The organism is Leisingera sp. XS_AS12 (genome assembly GCF_041224635.1).
Lineage (GTDB): Bacteria > Pseudomonadota > Alphaproteobacteria > Rhodobacterales > Rhodobacteraceae > Leisingera.
On record NZ_JBGFGM010000087.1, the window covers coordinates 217,411 to 233,145 of the forward strand.

A 15,735-nucleotide genomic window follows, 5' to 3' on the forward strand; every position below is an offset into this window, starting at 1 on the left:
CGCAGGCCGGGCGGCCTGCGTTTTTCTTTTCTGTCCTGTCCGAACGGGCCACACTCCCGGGCGGTTGCCGCCCCCAGCCCTGCGACCTCACCCCTCCCTGGTCGCCTCGACGGCGTCCAGGCTGACGTCATACCCCCAAAGGCGGCGCAGGTGTTTCAGCACCTCTTCCTGATCGTCTTCGTCCAGGTGGATACCGTCGCGCACGGTGTGGGTCAGCTTCAGCTCTCGGTCGCCACGCAGGTCGGCATCCGTGACCTGGATGTCCGGCTCCAGAAAGGCCAGATCATATTGCTTGGCCAGATCGCGGCGGATCGCCTTGTACCCGGCCCTGTTGTGGATCTGGCTGACCACCAGGTTGGGCAGGTCAGCATCGTTCGTCAGCGTAAACAGCTTGAATTTGCGGATCAGATGCGGCGACAGGAACTGCTGGATGAAGCTTTCATCGCGGTAGTTCGCCCAGGCATCGCGCAGAACGCCGCGCCAGTCGGGATTGCCGGCAAAATCGGGGAACCACTCGCGGTCCTCGTCCGTGGGCTCCTCGCAAATGCGGCGGATGTCCTGCATCATCGCAAAGCCGAGCGCATAAGGGTTGATGCCGGAATAGCGCGGATCGTCGTATTCCGGCTGCATCACCACGTTGGTGTGGCTGTGCAGCATCTCCATGTAGGCGCCTTCGGTGATCTGGCCCTGCTCGTACAGCTTGTTGATGATGTAATAATGCACGAAGGTCGCGCAGCCCTCGTTCATCACCTTTGTCTGTTTTTGCGGATACAGATACTGCGCCAGCATGCGCACGATACGCAGGATCTCGCATTGCCAGGGCTCCAGCACCGGGCTGTGCTTTTCCAGGAAATACAGCAGGTTTTCCTGGGGCAAATTCATCAGCTTGCGCCGCGCCGCGTAGGAGCTGTCCTCGACCGCCTCCAGCGTGTTGCGCCCCATGGTGCTGTCGGTCCAGATGTCGAGCACGCTCTGGCCACTCTCATAGCCCTCGCGCACCTTCTGCATCGCGGCCAGTTCCTCGCTGGTGGGCTTGGGCGGGCGACCGTAGCGGAACACCCCCTGCGACTGCAGCGCATGGGCGGCGTCCAGCACCTCCTCCACGGCCGACAGGCCATAGCGCTCCTCGCAGGCGGCGATGTAGTTCTTGGCAAAGGCCAGATAGTCGTGAATGCCCGCCGCGTCTGTCCACTGCTGGAACAGGTAGTTGTTCTTGAAGAAATGGTTATGCCCAAAGGCTGCATGCGCCATCACCAGCGTCTGCATCGCCATGGTGTTTTCTTCCATGTTGTAGCTGATGCAGGGATTGGAATTGATGACGATCTCATAGGCCAGCCCCTGCCGCCCGGTGCGGTAGAGCGCCTCGTCGCGGGCGAAATGCTTGCCGAAGGACCAGTGCTGGTACATCAGCGGCAGGCCGACGCAGGAATAGGCGTCCAGCATCTGCTCGGCCGAGATGATCTCGATCTGGTTGGGATAGACATCCAGCCCAAGGTCGCCCAGCGCGATCTCCTCGATCGCGTCGCGCGCCTTTTCCATCAGCTCAAAGGTCCATTCCGGTCCGTCGAACAACGGCTTGCGCGCCTTTTCAGCTGCCTGCATTCTGCGCCCCTTTCACCTTGGGGAGGAAGAACTCCCGGAAAATCGGATAGATGTGGCCCGGCTGCGACACCCGCTGCATCTCGAAATGATGCGCCTGCGCCTTCACCTCGCGGTAGTTCTGCCACAGGTCTTCGCCTGCTTCAGGGTTATTCAGCAGCATCTCCGCCGCCTCGTCGACGATCTCCAGATACGCGTAGAACTGGCTGACCGGCAGCAAATCCTTCAGCAGCAGGTTCTTGCAGCGCACCGAGTCATTGCCAAAGTTTTCGCCGTCCGACGCCTGCGCGCCGTAGATGTTCCACTCGTCCGGCGGATAGCGTTCCTCGATGATTTCCTTCATCTTCTCCAGCGCGGTCGACACGATGGTGCCGCCGGTTTCGCGGGCGTAAAAGAAGGTTTCCTCATCCACCTCCTGCGCGTGGTGGGTGTGGCGCACAAAGACCAGCTCGGTGTGCTCGTAGCAGCGCTCCAGGAACAGGTGCAGCAACAGGAAGAAGCGTTTCGCCAGGTCCTTTTCGCGTTCCTGCATCGAGCCCGAGACATCCATCAGGCAGAACACCACCGCACGGGAGTTGCGGATCTTTTCCGGCACGAAGGTGTCATACCGCAGGTCCAGCGGGTCGATATAGCCCACCACCTTGCGCTTGCGGATGATGCCCTCCAGCTTCTTGCGCAGCGTCTCCAGGAATTCTTCCTGCGGCGGGGTGCGCTCCTCCAGCGCCTCCAGCTCGGCGATCTGGTCTTCCAGTTCGCGCTGGGACTTGCTGGTGGGACGCTGCAACGCGATGCGGCGGCCCAGCGAGTTGCGCATGGTGCGCACGAGGTTGAGGTTGTTGGGCGTGCCCGCGGTGGTCAGCCCGGCGCGGCGGGTGCCGATGGTTTCGGTCTCCACCGTGGCCTTTTCAACCAGGTCCGGCAGCTCCAGCCCCTCGAACAGGATCTCCAGGTATTCCTCCTGCGTCAGGGTAAAGGAAAACTCGTCCTCGCCGTCGCCGTCCTCGGAGGCCTTGCGACCGCCCTCCCCGGCGCCGCCCTGCGGCCGCTTGATGGTGTCGCCGACAACAAAATCCTTGTTGCCGGGCAGAACATGGCGGCGCAGCCCGCCCTTGGAGGAGTGAAAGAACCGCGGCTCCTTCAGCCCCCGGGTGGGGATGGTGACCTTCTCGCCTTCATCCGGGACGCCGCTGCCGTTCTGGATCGACTTGCCCCGAACCGACTGGTCAACGCGCTCCTTGATATTCTCGCGGGCCCGCCGCAGGAACCGCTGGCGGTTCCCGAGGCTCTTGCCCTTTGGATTGGCGCGCCTGTCGATGAAATGATGCATGTTGCACAGCGCTCCTCTTTAGCCCGCCTTGTTGACCCGCATGTACCATTCGACCAGACGCCGGACCTGGCGGTCGGTGTAGCCGTGGCCGCGCATCCGCTCGACGAACTCCTGGTGCTTGCTTTCGGTCTTGCTGTCCTTCTTCGAGCCGAAGGAGATCACCGGCAGCAATTCCTCCACCTGCGAGAACATGTGCTTTTCGATCACGTCGCGCAGCTTCTCGTAGGAGTTCCAGGCCGGGTTCGACCCGGTGTTGGCGCGGTGGCGCAGGGCGAACTTTACCACCTCGTTGCGGAAGTCCTTGGGATTGGCGATGCCCACGGGCTTTTCGATCTTCGACAGCTCCGCATCCAGCACCTCGCGGTTGTAAAGCTGGCCGGTGTCGGGATCCTTGTAGTCCTGCTCCTCGATCCAGGCATCGGCATAGGCGATGTAGCGGTCAAAGACGTTCTGGCCGTATTCGGTATAGCTTTCGAGGTACGCCTTCTGGATCTCGTTGCCGATGAATTCCTCATAGCGCGGCGCAAGTTCCGTCTTGATGAACTCCAGGTACTTCTGCTCCGTTTCCTGCGGGAACTGCTCGCGCTTGATCATCTGTTCCAGCACATACATCAGGTGCACCGGGTCCGCCGCCACTTCGTTGGTGTCGAAGTTGAAGGTGGTCGACAGGACCTTGAAGGCAAAGCGGGTCGAGATGCCGTTCATGCCCTCGTCCACCCCGGCGCGATCCTGGTATTCCTGCACCGTCTTGGCCTTGGGGTCGGTGTCCTTCAGGCTTTCGCCGTCATAGACCCGCATCTTGGAATAGAGGTTCGAGTTCTCATGCGGCTTCAGTCGCGTCAGCACCGAGAAGCGGCTGAGGATCTTCAGCGTCTCCGGTGCGCAGGGCGCATCGCGCAGCTCGCTGTTCTCGATCAGTTTCTGGTAGATCGAGGTTTCGTCCGACACCCGCAGGCAATAAGGCACCTTGACGATCGACACCCGGTCGATGAAGGCCTCGTTGTTCTTGTTGTTCTTGAAGCTCTGCCATTCGCTCTCGTTCGAGTGGGCGAGGATCAGACCGTTGAACGGGATCGCACCAAAGCTCTCGGTGCCCATGTAGTTGCCTTCCTGGGTCGCCGTCAGCAGCGGGTGCAGCATCTTGATCGGCGCCTTGAACATCTCGACGAATTCCAAGATGCCCTGGGTCGCCCGGTTCAACCCGCCCGAGAAGCTGTAGGCGTCCGGATTGTCCTGGCTGAAATGCTCCAGCTGGCGAATGTCGACCTTGCCAACCAGGGTCGAGATGTCCTGGTTGTTCTCGTCGCCCGGCTCCACCTTGGCGACACAGATCCGGCGCAGCCGCGAAGGATACATCCTGACGACGGAGAACTTGTTGATATCGCCGTCGAATTCATCCAGTCGCTGCACCGCCCAGGGCGACATCAGCCCCGGCAGCCGGTGCTGTGCGATGCCGTATTCTTCCGCCAGGACCTTGCCCATGCGCAGAGGGTCGAAGAGGCCCAGCGGGCTTTCGAAGATCGGCGAAATCTGATCGCCTGCCTTCAGCACATAGATCGGCTGGTCCTCGACCAGGCGCTTCAGCCGCTCCGCCAGCGAGGACTTGCCGCCGCCGACCGGCCCCAGGAGATAGAGGATCTGCTTGCGCTCTTCCAATCCCTGCGCCGCGTGGCGGAAGTAGCCGACGATCCGCTCGATCGTGTCTTCCATACCGTAGAAATCGTGGAAGGCGCTGTAGCGCTTGATCGTCCGGTTCTGAAAGATCGGTCCAAGCCGCGCGTCCTTGGAGGTGTCGATCAACTCCTCCTGGCCAATTGCCTTCAGCATCCTCTCGGCAACGTTCGCGTAGAGGCTGGGATCGTCGCGGCAGGCGTTCAGATACTCCTGCAGCGGCATTTCCTGCTCGCGCGTTTCGCCGTACTGCTCTGCAAAAAGTTCGGCAATGTCTTTCATCGTGGATCAAGCCTCCTGGTTAGCTGGCGCCGGTCCTCCTGGCGTTCTGGTTCGCGCACGGACAGAGAGTGCCCAGCACGTGGGCATGGGTGTCCGCGTCAGTGTTAGAATTCTGATTTCTGCTCAGCGCCGCTGCTGGCTCTTTACGTCCGGCTAGCCGCTCTTGGCGGCGGCTTGGGCCCGGCATGCCAGGGCTCTCGGCGTCATGTTACTTACATTCGAGCTTACACCAATTACGAACTTCATACTATCTGAAAGTGGTGTACTTTTAATTAATTGCCAGAAACTTTTGCGGGAAATTTTCCTCACATTGCAGCGATCAGCCTGCCCCCGCGACCACGCTGCAACGCGGCATCAAAGGCTCGCAAACGCCTCCCCCACAGGGCGTACCACGATTGGCTGGGCCCGAGCGCGGCCTGATTCCGACGCGCCGTCATCTCGCGGCATCCAAGCGCAAAGGATCGCAAAAAGCGCAATAAACCTTAGAGAATCTGCGGCAGTCAGGACACGGTTGCGCCCCAAACGCCCCCTTTCACGGCATTGCAACACTGGACAGCATGGCCAAACTCGTCACATTATGGCCCCTAAATGGCCGCATCAGACGGTCGATGGGCAATACACAGGCAACGCAACCACGCGGCGCGGACGGGCTTTCCCCGGCGGCGTAGCGAACAGATGAGCGGTAAACATGAGCACTGTCGCATATATCACCCGCAACATGGCGGGCACTACGCAGCATGGGAATTCTTCCGAAGGCAACCCCGCGCGCATTCAGGCCGCAGGCGCCAAGGACATCTCGCTGAACCTCAACCCGGCGGACGTCGAAAGCTATGCCCGCCACGGCAGCAACCTGCACATCACCCTGGCCAACGGTCAGGAGCTGGTGCTGGAGGATTTCTACGCCTTCGGTCAGACCGGTTCCAAGAATCTGTTCCTCAGCGAGGAAGGCCAGTTCATCGAAGTGGTGCTGGAAGACAAATCCGGCGGAATGCTGTTTGCCACCTATGAGCCGCTGGATCTGACCGGCAAGTGGAGCGCATATGACGAAATGGTGTTCCTGGACGTCGATCGCATCGAGCCGGTCGTGGCCCCCTTGGCAGCGCCGCTGTTCGGTGGCCTCGGCGCGGCTGGCGCGGCGGCAGCCGGTGTGGCCGGCGCGGCTGTTCTCGCCGGTGGCGGTGGCGGCGGCGGTGGTGGCGGCGGCAATGGCGACGGTCCGCCGAGCGGCATCTACCCGACCGTCGACGACCCTGACGCAACGCACCCGGTTTCCAGCTCCACCACCGACCCTGTCGTGATCACCGGCACCGGCGCGCCCGGCTCGGACGTGACCGTCACCGTCGGCACCACCGAAGTGACCACCACCGTCGAGGACGATGGCACCTGGGGTGTCTCGATTCCGGTGGATGAGCTGCCTGTCGATGGAAACTACGATGTCGACGTGCATGTGGTCGACCCGGACGGCTATGAATTCGATCTCGACGGCCCCGCCGTGGTGATCGACACCGTGGTCGATGTGGACATCGACGCGGGCCAGGCCGGTGGCGACGACATGATCAACGCGGCCGAGGCCACGGATGGCGTCACGCTGACCGGCACCGCCGAGGCCGGCGCCACCGTCGAAGTCACCTTTCAGGGGGTGACCCGTACGGTGACCGCCACCGACGCCGGCACCTGGAGCGCCGACTTCGCCGCAACCGAAATCGCCGCCGGCGAATATGACGCGGAGGTCTCCGTCACCGCGACCGACAGCTTCGGCAACAGCGAAACCACCACCGGGACCATCCGTGTCGACACCACCACCGCCGTGTCCATCGATGGTGGCAAGGCCGGTGGCGACGACATTCTCAACAGCGCCGAAGCCGCCTCCGGGCTGGTCCTGACCGGCACCGGCGAGGCCGGATCCGCGGTCAGCGTCACCGTGGAGGGCGTCACCCGCACCACCACCGTCGACGGCAATGGCAATTGGAGCGCCACCTTCGAAGCGGGCTCGCTGCCCGCAGGCGAGTATGACACCACGGTCACCGTGACCTCCACCGATGCGGCCGGCAACAGCGCGACCACGACCGCGGGCCTGCGCGTCGATACCCTCGTCGATCCCCTCACCCTGGCCTCCGACAACATCGAGGGCGACAACGTCGTCAACCAGGCCGAGCGCAGCGATGGCGTGACCCTGACCGGCACCGTGGAGCCCGGCTCCACCGTCACCGTGCAGCTGGGGGGCGCCACCACCACGGCCACCGTGGATGCCAGCGGCAACTGGAGCGCCACTTTTGCGGCAAGCGACATCCCCGAAGGCAGCTATGACGCCGCCGTCGTGGTCACCGCAACCGATGCGGCGGGCAACAGCGAGACGATCACCGACACGCTGACGATCGACACCGAGGTTACCCCCCTCACCGCCGCGCCGGAGCAAACCACCGACGACGTGCTGAACCTGGCCGAACATGCCGCGGGGCTGACCCTGACCGGCACCGTGGAGCCCGGCTCCACCGTCGAGGTCACCATTCAGGGCGTCACCCATGCGGCGACCGTGGATGCCAGCGGCAACTGGAGCGCCACTTTCGCCTCCGGCGAACTGGCGCAGGGCACCTATGACACCTCGGCGACGATCGTCGCCACGGATGCGGCGGGCAACACCCAGACCCTGACCGAGAGCTTCAGCGTCGACACCGACTATTCCGCGCCCGACATCGGCAAGGTGATCAGCGCAGGCACATCCACCAGCGCCTTCTTCAGCGACGATTTCGCCGCGGGCGACACGGTGCATGAACTGACCAGCACCGGAAACGTCTCGACCATCAGCGGCACCCAGACCGACCTTACCGACGGCCGGGTACTGTTCGAGTTCGATGCAGATGTACCGGACGGCTCGCAACTGGTGCTGAACCGCGTGGACGACGCCGGCAACAGCTCCGGCACGCTGGTCGTGCTGGACGATGGTGCAGGCGTAGACGTGCTGAGCCAGTCGGGCCTGTCGCAGTTCAACATCGACGAGCTGAACCTCGATCACTCCGACAACGCCAGCCTGACCTTGACAGAAGCCGACATCAACGCCCTCTCGGGCAATTCGGACACTCTTGTCGTGCACGGGTCCGACAACGACACCCTCACCATCAGCGGAGCCACCAAGACCGGCACCCAGACCATCAACGAGGAGACCTACAACGTCTATACCCTCGGCGATGGTGGCACGACGGTGATCGTGGACGAAGACATCAATACCGTGATCTGAGCCTTTGGCCCGGCGCCCGCCAGCGGATGCCGGGCCGCACCGCCAGACAGCAACAAAAACCGCCGGGCCAAACGCGGATCAAACAGGCAAGGGGCAGGATGCAACCGGGACGCTTTCTATGCGCCATCGCAGTCACGTGCAGCCTGTCGGCCTGTGCGCAAACCGGCCTGTTCGCCACCAAGGACAGCCCGGACACCGCGCCCCGCAGCAACTTCGCCCAGACCGGCACGGCGCAGTCGGAGGTGATCCAGACATTGCTGGAGCGACGTTCGCTGTTGTCGTCTGACAGCGCTTTTGGCGAGGTCGCCGAAGCCGCGCTCGCCGCCTCGGCCCGCGCCGCCGAGGCCGAGCTGATCAGCGCCAAACTGCGCGCCGAAGCCGCCTCCAAGAACTGGCTTCCCACCCTTGGCCCCTCCGTCAGCCTGACCGACCTGGGTGACGTGGTCGCGGGGTTGCTGATCGAACAGGTTCTGTTCGACAACGGTCGACGCAAGGCAGAACGGGAATTCGCCGCCGCCGATGTTGAAGTCGCCGCCGTGAACCTGTCGCAGGACATGAATGGCCGGGTGGAAACGGCCGTCGGCCTCTACGTCGCCGCCTTGCGTGGTGACGAAAAGGCCGCCTATGGCGAACGCGCCCTGCGCCGCATGCAGGAGTTCCGCCGCATCGTGCAGGGCCGCGTCGATGGCGGGGTTTCGGACCATTCCGACCTGAACGTCGTCGACAGCAAGATCAGTGGCATCCACACCACGACGGCCACCGCCCGCGATGATGCCGCCACCGCCCGCGCGGAATTGCAGGCGATGACCGGGCAAGAGTTCAAGCGCGCGGCGACGCATCTGGACATCGCGACACCGCCATCGCAGGCGCAGTTCCTGTCGGTGCTGAAAGCCAGCGCCGAAGCGAACCGCACGATTGCCGAGGCCAAGGCCGGGCGCGCCGGACTGCTGCCGCAGATCTCCGCTGCGGGCAATGCCACCACCGATGGCTCCGGCGCCGGGCTGACGCTGGACATGGCGCAACCGCTGGGGCTGGGCACACCGGCAGCCATGCAGGCGCTCGAAGCCTCCAAGGAAGCTGCCAAGCGCCAGGTGAGCGAGGCCGAGGAGGCGGCGCGGCGGACCTATAGCCGCCAGATGCAGCAGATCGCCTCTCTGCAGCGGCAGGAAGCCGAGACCGCCGCGCTGGTGCGCCGCAGCCGCGAAACCTATGAGCTGTTCCAGAAGCAGTTCGAAGCCGGTCAACGCCCGGTCATGGAAGTCATCCAAGTGTACGAGGAACTGGTCCGCCGCGAACAGGCCTATATCGACGCGAAATACGAGGCGGTGCTGATCCAGCTGCAACTGGCCCGGGATCTGGGCCTGCTGGCCGATGGGGACAAGATTTGACCGACAAACCGCAGAAACCGGCCCCTTCGGCACCAGCCACCGGTAAAAAACCGGTGCTGCGTGCCGTCCCCTCCTCCGGAGCGACAGCGCCCTCGGGCCAGTCTCGCCCCGCCACCATACCGCCTGCCCCGCCGCCCGGCGCGGCCTTCGCGCCCGCACGGGCGCCGTTCGATGCCACCGCATCGGCCCAGGCAACCGCCGAGGCGAGATCCGCCGCGAGCCCGGCCGCCAAGCCAAACACCCAGGACGCCCAGCCCGAGGTCGGCACCCTGCTCGAGGGGGCCGCGGCCCGCATCCAGCACCGCGCCAGCCTGATCGCCACCCTCGCCGCGCTCAAGGGCAGTGAAGTTCCGGTCAGCGACATTGCCGCGCTGTTGTGGCGTGAAACGCCCGGCGACTTGTCCCTGCACACCCTGGCAAAGGCCGTGCAATCCACTGGATTGCAGCCGAAAATCCTCGAAAAACAGGCCCTGACCCCGGCCCTGTGGCCTGCGCTGGCAGTGATGTCCGGCGGCCAATGCGTGCTGGTGCTCAGCCAGGCCGAGGATGTGCTGACGATCTATGACACCTCCTGCGCCGACAACCGCACCGAGGTGGCCTTGGGCGAATTTGCCCCCTATTTCACCGGCACCGTGCTCTCGGCCCGCCCGTCTCTCAGCCAGATGGCCGCGCGCCATACGCCGCAGATCGACCCCGGCCACTGGTTCTGGAGCGAATTTCCCAAGTACCGTCGCCAGGTGGGCGAGATCATGCTGGGCTCGCTGGTGGCGAATATCCTCGCAGTGTCGGTCGCGCTATTCAGCCTGCAGGTTTACGACCGCGTGGTGCCGCATCAGTCGCAGGCGACCCTCTGGGTTCTGGCCATCGGCGCCTTTCTGGCGATTGCGCTGGAAGCGATGCTGAAGCTGGCGCGCGCCCGGCTGACCGACGCGGCCGGACGGCAAATCGAGCTCTCGGTGCAGCACAACCTGATGCGCCGCCTGATCGGCATGCGCTCCGACAAGAAACCGCTGCCGCCCTCGGGCCTGTTTGCCGCGATGCGGGATTTCGGCTCGGTGCGGGAGTTCTTCACCTCCTCCACTATCTCGACGCTGGCGGACATCCCCTTCATCGCGGTGTTCCTGATCCTCGTCGCCTCGATCGCGGGGCCGGTGGTCTGGGTCATCGTCATCGGCGGCATCCTGATGCTGCTGCCTGCCTATTTCATGCAGAAGAAGATGATCGCCTACACCCGCCAGACACAGGGCGCCAATGCCAAGGCGGGCCGCCTGCTGCATGAAGTGGTGACCGAGCTGGACACGGTGAAGACCCAGCGCGGCGAAGAGCGGGTGCTGCGTCTTTGGGACGAGCTGAACACGCTGTCCTCCCATTCCGCGACCGAGCAACGCAAACTCTCCAGCGCCCTTACCTACTGGTCGCAAGGCGTGCAGCAGGCGACCTATATCACGGCCGTGGTGCTGGGCACGCTCCTGGTCTTTGCGGGCGAGTTCACCGTCGGCACCATCATCGCCACCGGCATCCTGACCAGCCGCACCCTCGCCCCGCTGACCCAGTTCGCCGCGACCCTGGCCCGCTGGAGCAACGTCAAGGCGGCACTCGAGGGTCTGGACGCCATCGCCAACGCGCCGCAGGAAAAGGACAAGGAACGCACCTACCTGCGCCGCCAGAAGATCCAGGGACGCTTCGAGCTGCGCGAAATCCTGTTCCGCTACGAGGATGACGCCGCCCCCACCGTGGATGTGCAGGCCGCCGTCATCACGCCGGGTCAACGGGTTGCGGTGCTGGGCGTCAACGGCTCCGGCAAGTCGACGCTGCTGAAGCTGCTGTCGGGTCTCTATGCGCCCGACCGCGGCCGCATCCTGCTGGACGGCACCGACATGGCGCAGATCGATCCGCGCGACCTGCGGGCGGGAATCGGCTACCTCAGCCAGGACGTGCGCCTGTTCGCAGGCTCCCTGCGCGACAACCTGAACCTGAACCAGCTGGAGCGCGACAACGACCGCCTGATGGAGGCGCTGGAGTTCGCAGGCCTCGGCGCCCATGTGCGCAGCCACCACAAGGGGCTGGACCTGGAGATCAGCGACGGCGGCCATGGCCTGTCGATCGGCCAGCGCCAGTCGATCGGCTGGGCCCGGCTGTGGCTGCAGAACCCTTCGGTGGTGCTGCTGGATGAACCCACCGCGGCGCTGGACCAGACGCTGGAACGCACCCTTGTCAGCCGCCTTGAGAGCTGGCTGGAGGGCCGCACCGCGATCATCGCCACCCATCGCATGCCGATCCTGGCGCTGACCAATCGCACCCTGATACTGCAATCGGGCCGGATGGTGGTCGACGGGCCACGCGACCAGGTGCTGGCACATCTCGCCGCCGGAGAGGGCAAATGACCATGGATCTCAACGATCCCTACGGCACCGCAGACACCCCGCGCAGTGCCAGCCGCATCATCTATCTGGCGGTGGCCGTGGTCGCGGTTTTCCTGGTCTGGGCCGCCTTTGCCTCGATCGACGAGATCGTGCGCGGCGAAGGCCAGGTGGTGTCCTCCTCGCGCGCGCAGATCGTGCAGAACCTCGAAGGCGGCATCCTCGCCGAGCTGCACGTACGCCAGGGCGACGTGGTCAGCGCCGGCCAGGTGCTGGCCAAACTGCAGGATACGAAATTCCGCACCGCTGCCGATGAGCTGCAGAACCAGCTCGACGCGCTGGAGATCAAGCGCCACCGTCTCGAAGCACAGATGAAGGGCGCTTTCGAGTTCACCGTGCCGGACATGCTGGCGCAGCGCTCGCCCGACATTCTCGCCTCGGAGCGCAGCCTACTGACCGCGCGGCAGACCGACTTCACCAGCCGTCGGGAAAGCGCGCGCCAGATCATGGATCAGCTCGACGCCGAGCTGGCCAACATGGAAAAGCTCTACAAGCAGAAGATCGTGGCGCTGATCGAGGTCAACAAGGCCCGCAAGGCCGCCACCGATGCGCGGGCAAAATACAATGAAATCGGCACCCAGGCGGAACTGGAACAGGCCGAGGAATACTCGAAAACCCTGCGGGAGATTACCACCCTGCGCCAGGAGCAGCGACTGGCGGTGGACCAGCTGAACCGTACCGTCATCACCTCGCCCATGGCCGGTATCGTCAACAGCCTGGCCGTGACCACCATCGGCGGCGTGATCCGCCCCGGCGAGGAAATCCTGGAGATCATTCCGCTGGGTGAGGAGCTGTTCGTCGAGGCCCGCGTGCGGCCCGAGGACATCGCCAGCGTGCAGCCGGGACAGCCCGCCACCATCAAGCTGTCCGCCTATGACTACACCATCTACGGGGCCCTGAAGGGTAAGGTGGACTTCGTTTCGGCCGACACCTTCGAGGACGAGCGCAACCCACGTGCCGAACCCTATTATCGGGTGACCGTGCGGGTCGACAAGGCCAGCTTCACCGAACGCCAGCAGGCGATTGAAATCCGCCCCGGCATGCGCGCCACCGCCGAGCTGCAAACCGGTTCAAAGACCGTTCTGCAATATCTGTTGAAACCGCTGTACAAATCCCGCGAGGCGCTGCGCGAACCCTGACGGGGGACGCCGGGCTCAGCCCGCCCGGCGCATCAGATCCCGCAGCGTGGTGTCAAAGGCGGTGCCGATCGAAACCTTGCGCCGCCCCATCTCGGCCTTGGCGGAGATGACCGAAACCAGTCTCGGTGGCTGCCCCGGCCGCATCGCCAGCACCGGCGACCCCGAGGCCCCGAATTCGACCAGGCAGGACATCACCAGGGTGCGGCTCTGCCGGGCCAGAACATTGCAATAGTTCTGCAGATTCTGTCGTGTCGCCTGCCGGGCAGTGTAGGACAGGACCCCCAGCACATCCCCCCGCTCGGCTCCGGCCGAGACGGTCAGCGGCTGGATCCGGCGGCTGCTGATCGGGCGTTCCAGCTTCAGCACCGCAAGGTCGCTTCCGATCTGATGCGCGCCGTCGGGACGATACCGGTATTGCGGGTGTTTCACGGCTTTCACGACCCGGCGCAGCGCGATCGCCTCGCGCCCGGCCAGCCCGGCCTCGAAACGGATCGAGGTGGGATCCACCGCCGCGCCGCTCTGCGGATCATACAGGCAATGGGCCGCCGTCAGCACCAGATCGGGAGCAACCAGCGCCCCGGTGCACATGCTGCGGTTGGCAATATTCAGCCGCCCCACCGCTTCCCAGCCGTCAACCATTCGAAAATCGGGCTGCGCGTTCTGTGCCAAAACGCCGACTGGCAGCACCAGCGTCAGGCACGCAGCAATAGCAGCAAATAAAAGCTTCATGTTCCACTCCAGCTTCCCACCCCGGCATCGTCATTCACGCACAAGGCCGAAATGAGACAGAAACCTGCGACCCAGTGGCAAAAACACGCCGCCAATGCGGCAGCGTTAACAATCCCCTAACGCTGCTTTCATTGATGCTTAACCATGGCAAAAAATATCGTCGATTTACCAGAAAAACCGGAAAAAACTTTTCCACTTTTGGCAAATCCCTAAAAAGACGCCAGAAAATCAGCGCCCGTGTGGGGCAGATGTCGGCGATTCTCGCCCAAAACCGGCCTACGATTCGTCGGTCTTGCCTGCGGCGCCCTCTTTCCAGAGGCTTTCGGGCTGCGAAAGTCTTAACGGAAGGTCCGCCCCGGAATCCATCGCCGCGGGATCACACTGGTTAACACCGCCCCGGTTCGCCGCACCGCGTTCGCCGCGGTGGCAACCGGGAAATGGACTCAATTCTAGCGATCCACAGCCGATTAACGTCTCGCTCACCTAACTGTGACTTCATCTGTGGAAATTTGCGTTCTCTGCTCTGACGGACCCGTCTTCCGTGGAGCGCCCATCCGCTGGAGTTTAGGTATCCATGTTCAAATCTCTCAAACTCGCGCACAAGCTGCCACTGCTCATCGTCTGCATCGCGCTGACCCTGACCGTCGTCTTGATCGCGGTAAGCACCACCTATTTCCGACGCAGCGTGGTCGCAGATGCAGAAAACTTCATGATGTCCTTGGTGCGCGACCGGGAGCTGGCACTGCACTCCTATCTCAAGGGGATCGAGGCCGGGACGCTGACCATCGCGTCGGTGCCCTCCACGGCCAAGGCGATCAAGGATCTGACCGTCACCTGGTCAACACGCGCGGGTGCGGACAAGGCCGCGGTCGGCAACCTGGCGATGTTCGCCTCGGCAGCTTCGCCCTATGACGTCCACTTCAACCGCAACCTTCCCCCGTTCCAGCGTATCATCGAACGGATGGGGTTCTACAACGTGGCCCTGATCAGCCCTGATGGCGATGTCGTCTTCTCGGCAACACAGGAAGACGATTACACCAGCAACCTGGTCTCCGGACCCTACCAAGGCTCCGGCCTGGGAGAGGTCTTCAAAAAGACCGTCGCGGGCGACGCCAAGCAGGTCTACTACTCTGATATCGCCGCCTATGCGCCCAGCGGCAACGCGCCCGCGGCCTTTGCGGCCACTCAGATCATAGATGAATCCGGCCGCTTCATCGGTGTGTTCGCCGTCCAGATCACCGTCGCGGAAATCACCCGCATCATCTCGAATGCCGGCGGCGAGCGGCAGACCCTCGACACCTACCTGATCGGCACCGACCTCAAGGCCCGCACCCGGTCGCGGCTCGAGGGGGGGCATGCGGTTCTGGATGCCCTGCCCCAGCAGCCACATTTCGACACCGCACCGGCAGCGGCGGAAGCAACCGCCCGCTTCCATCCCGCGGTTCAGAAACCCGACGGCCGCACCGTCGCCGCGGTCACCGCTCCCGTCGTCTTCAACGACATCAACTGGACCATTGTCGCGGAAATGGACCACAGCGAGCTGCTGGCACCGGCCGTTCAGCAGCGCCAGATCATGCTGCTGGTATCGCTGTCCTGTGCGCTTCTGGTGTCCCTCCTGGGCTGGCTCTTCGCGCGCTCGATCACCAAGCCGATCAACCGCATCTGCGACAACATGGAAGCGGTCGCCGGTGGCAATCTCGACACTGAGGTCGAGGCCGCGCAGCGCCGCGACGAGATCGGCAAGATCGGCAAGACGCTCCTGTCGATGCAGGACGACCTGAAACTGGCCCGCGCCGCCGAGGAGGAGCGCGCCGAGATGCAGCGCCAGCAGCAGCAGGTGGTCGACAACCTCAGCAACGGCCTGATGTGCCTGGCGGAGGGCGACTTCTCGCAGCCCATCGACACCCCCTTCCCGCCGGAATACGAACAGCTGCGGCAGAATTTC

Annotated in this window: 9 protein-coding genes; 5 read left to right on the forward strand and 4 right to left on the reverse strand. The window is 63.8% G+C overall.

The window, feature by feature from the left end; all coding sequences use genetic code 11:
* Positions 1-87: 87 nt before the first annotated feature.
* Genes AB9K35_RS09405 through AB9K35_RS09415 form a run of 3 tightly spaced genes read right to left on the reverse strand, consistent with a single transcriptional unit; the run spans position 88 to position 4,879 of the window.
* Positions 88-1,602 carry a SpoVR family protein gene (locus tag AB9K35_RS09405; RefSeq protein ID WP_222455019.1) on the reverse strand — a complete coding sequence of 505 codons (1,515 nt, stop codon included), beginning with the start codon at positions 1,600-1,602 and terminating at the stop codon, positions 88-90.
* Complete coding sequence (locus AB9K35_RS09410) at positions 1,589-2,926, reverse strand: YeaH/YhbH family protein (protein WP_369925554.1); 1,338 nt, start codon at positions 2,924-2,926, stop codon at positions 1,589-1,591. The genes AB9K35_RS09405 and AB9K35_RS09410 overlap by 14 nt, the downstream gene beginning before the upstream one ends.
* An 18-nt stretch (positions 2,927-2,944) precedes the next feature.
* Positions 2,945-4,879, reverse strand: coding sequence for a PrkA family serine protein kinase (locus AB9K35_RS09415; protein WP_222455017.1), 1,935 nt, complete (start codon positions 4,877-4,879; stop codon positions 2,945-2,947).
* 688 nt (positions 4,880-5,567) lie between these two features.
* Here AB9K35_RS09415 and AB9K35_RS09420 point away from each other — a divergent pair.
* From AB9K35_RS09420 to AB9K35_RS09435, 4 genes are all read left to right on the forward strand, one after another.
* A complete protein-coding gene (locus AB9K35_RS09420) occupies positions 5,568-8,114 on the forward strand; it encodes an Ig-like domain-containing protein (RefSeq protein WP_369925556.1) in 2,547 nt (848 codons plus the stop codon).
* 98 nt (positions 8,115-8,212) lie between these two features.
* Complete coding sequence (locus AB9K35_RS09425) at positions 8,213-9,502, forward strand: TolC family protein (RefSeq protein WP_369925557.1); 1,290 nt, start codon at positions 8,213-8,215, stop codon at positions 9,500-9,502.
* A complete protein-coding gene (locus AB9K35_RS09430) occupies positions 9,499-11,886 on the forward strand; it encodes an ATP-binding cassette domain-containing protein (RefSeq protein WP_369925559.1) in 2,388 nt (795 codons plus the stop codon). The genes AB9K35_RS09425 and AB9K35_RS09430 overlap by 4 nt, the downstream gene beginning before the upstream one ends.
* Positions 11,883-13,061, forward strand: a complete 1,179-nt coding sequence (locus tag AB9K35_RS09435; protein ID WP_369925561.1) for an HlyD family type I secretion periplasmic adaptor subunit — start codon at positions 11,883-11,885, stop codon at positions 13,059-13,061. The genes AB9K35_RS09430 and AB9K35_RS09435 overlap by 4 nt, the downstream gene beginning before the upstream one ends.
* Before the next feature lie 15 nt (positions 13,062-13,076).
* Here the strand turns inward: AB9K35_RS09435 and AB9K35_RS09440 are convergent, their stop codons facing one another.
* A complete protein-coding gene (locus AB9K35_RS09440) occupies positions 13,077-13,790 on the reverse strand; it encodes a trypsin-like serine protease (protein WP_222455012.1) in 714 nt (237 codons plus the stop codon).
* 574 nt (positions 13,791-14,364) lie between these two features.
* Here AB9K35_RS09440 and AB9K35_RS09445 point away from each other — a divergent pair.
* Positions 14,365-15,735, forward strand: a 1,371-nt coding sequence (locus AB9K35_RS09445; RefSeq protein ID WP_369925563.1) for a sensor histidine kinase, incomplete at its 3' end; no start/stop codon positions are given.

What these genes read in the sequence shown, in the direction of transcription:
- AB9K35_RS09405 (WP_222455019.1), bottom strand. Translation starts at nt 1,602, where the DNA reads ATGCAGGCAGCTGAAAAGGCGCGCAAGCCGTTGTTCGACGGACCGGAA.
- AB9K35_RS09410 (WP_369925554.1), bottom strand. Translation starts at nt 2,926, where the DNA reads ATGCATCATTTCATCGACAGGCGCGCCAATCCAAAGGGCAAGAGCCTC.
- AB9K35_RS09415 (WP_222455017.1), bottom strand. Translation starts at nt 4,879, where the DNA reads ATGAAAGACATTGCCGAACTTTTTGCAGAGCAGTACGGCGAAACGCGC.
- AB9K35_RS09420 (WP_369925556.1), top strand. Translation starts at nt 5,568, where the DNA reads ATGAGCACTGTCGCATATATCACCCGCAACATGGCGGGCACTACGCAG.
- AB9K35_RS09425 (WP_369925557.1), top strand. Translation starts at nt 8,213, where the DNA reads ATGCAACCGGGACGCTTTCTATGCGCCATCGCAGTCACGTGCAGCCTG.
- AB9K35_RS09435 (WP_369925561.1), top strand. Translation starts at nt 11,883, where the DNA reads ATGACCATGGATCTCAACGATCCCTACGGCACCGCAGACACCCCGCGC.
- AB9K35_RS09440 (WP_222455012.1), bottom strand. Translation starts at nt 13,790, where the DNA reads ATGAAGCTTTTATTTGCTGCTATTGCTGCGTGCCTGACGCTGGTGCTG.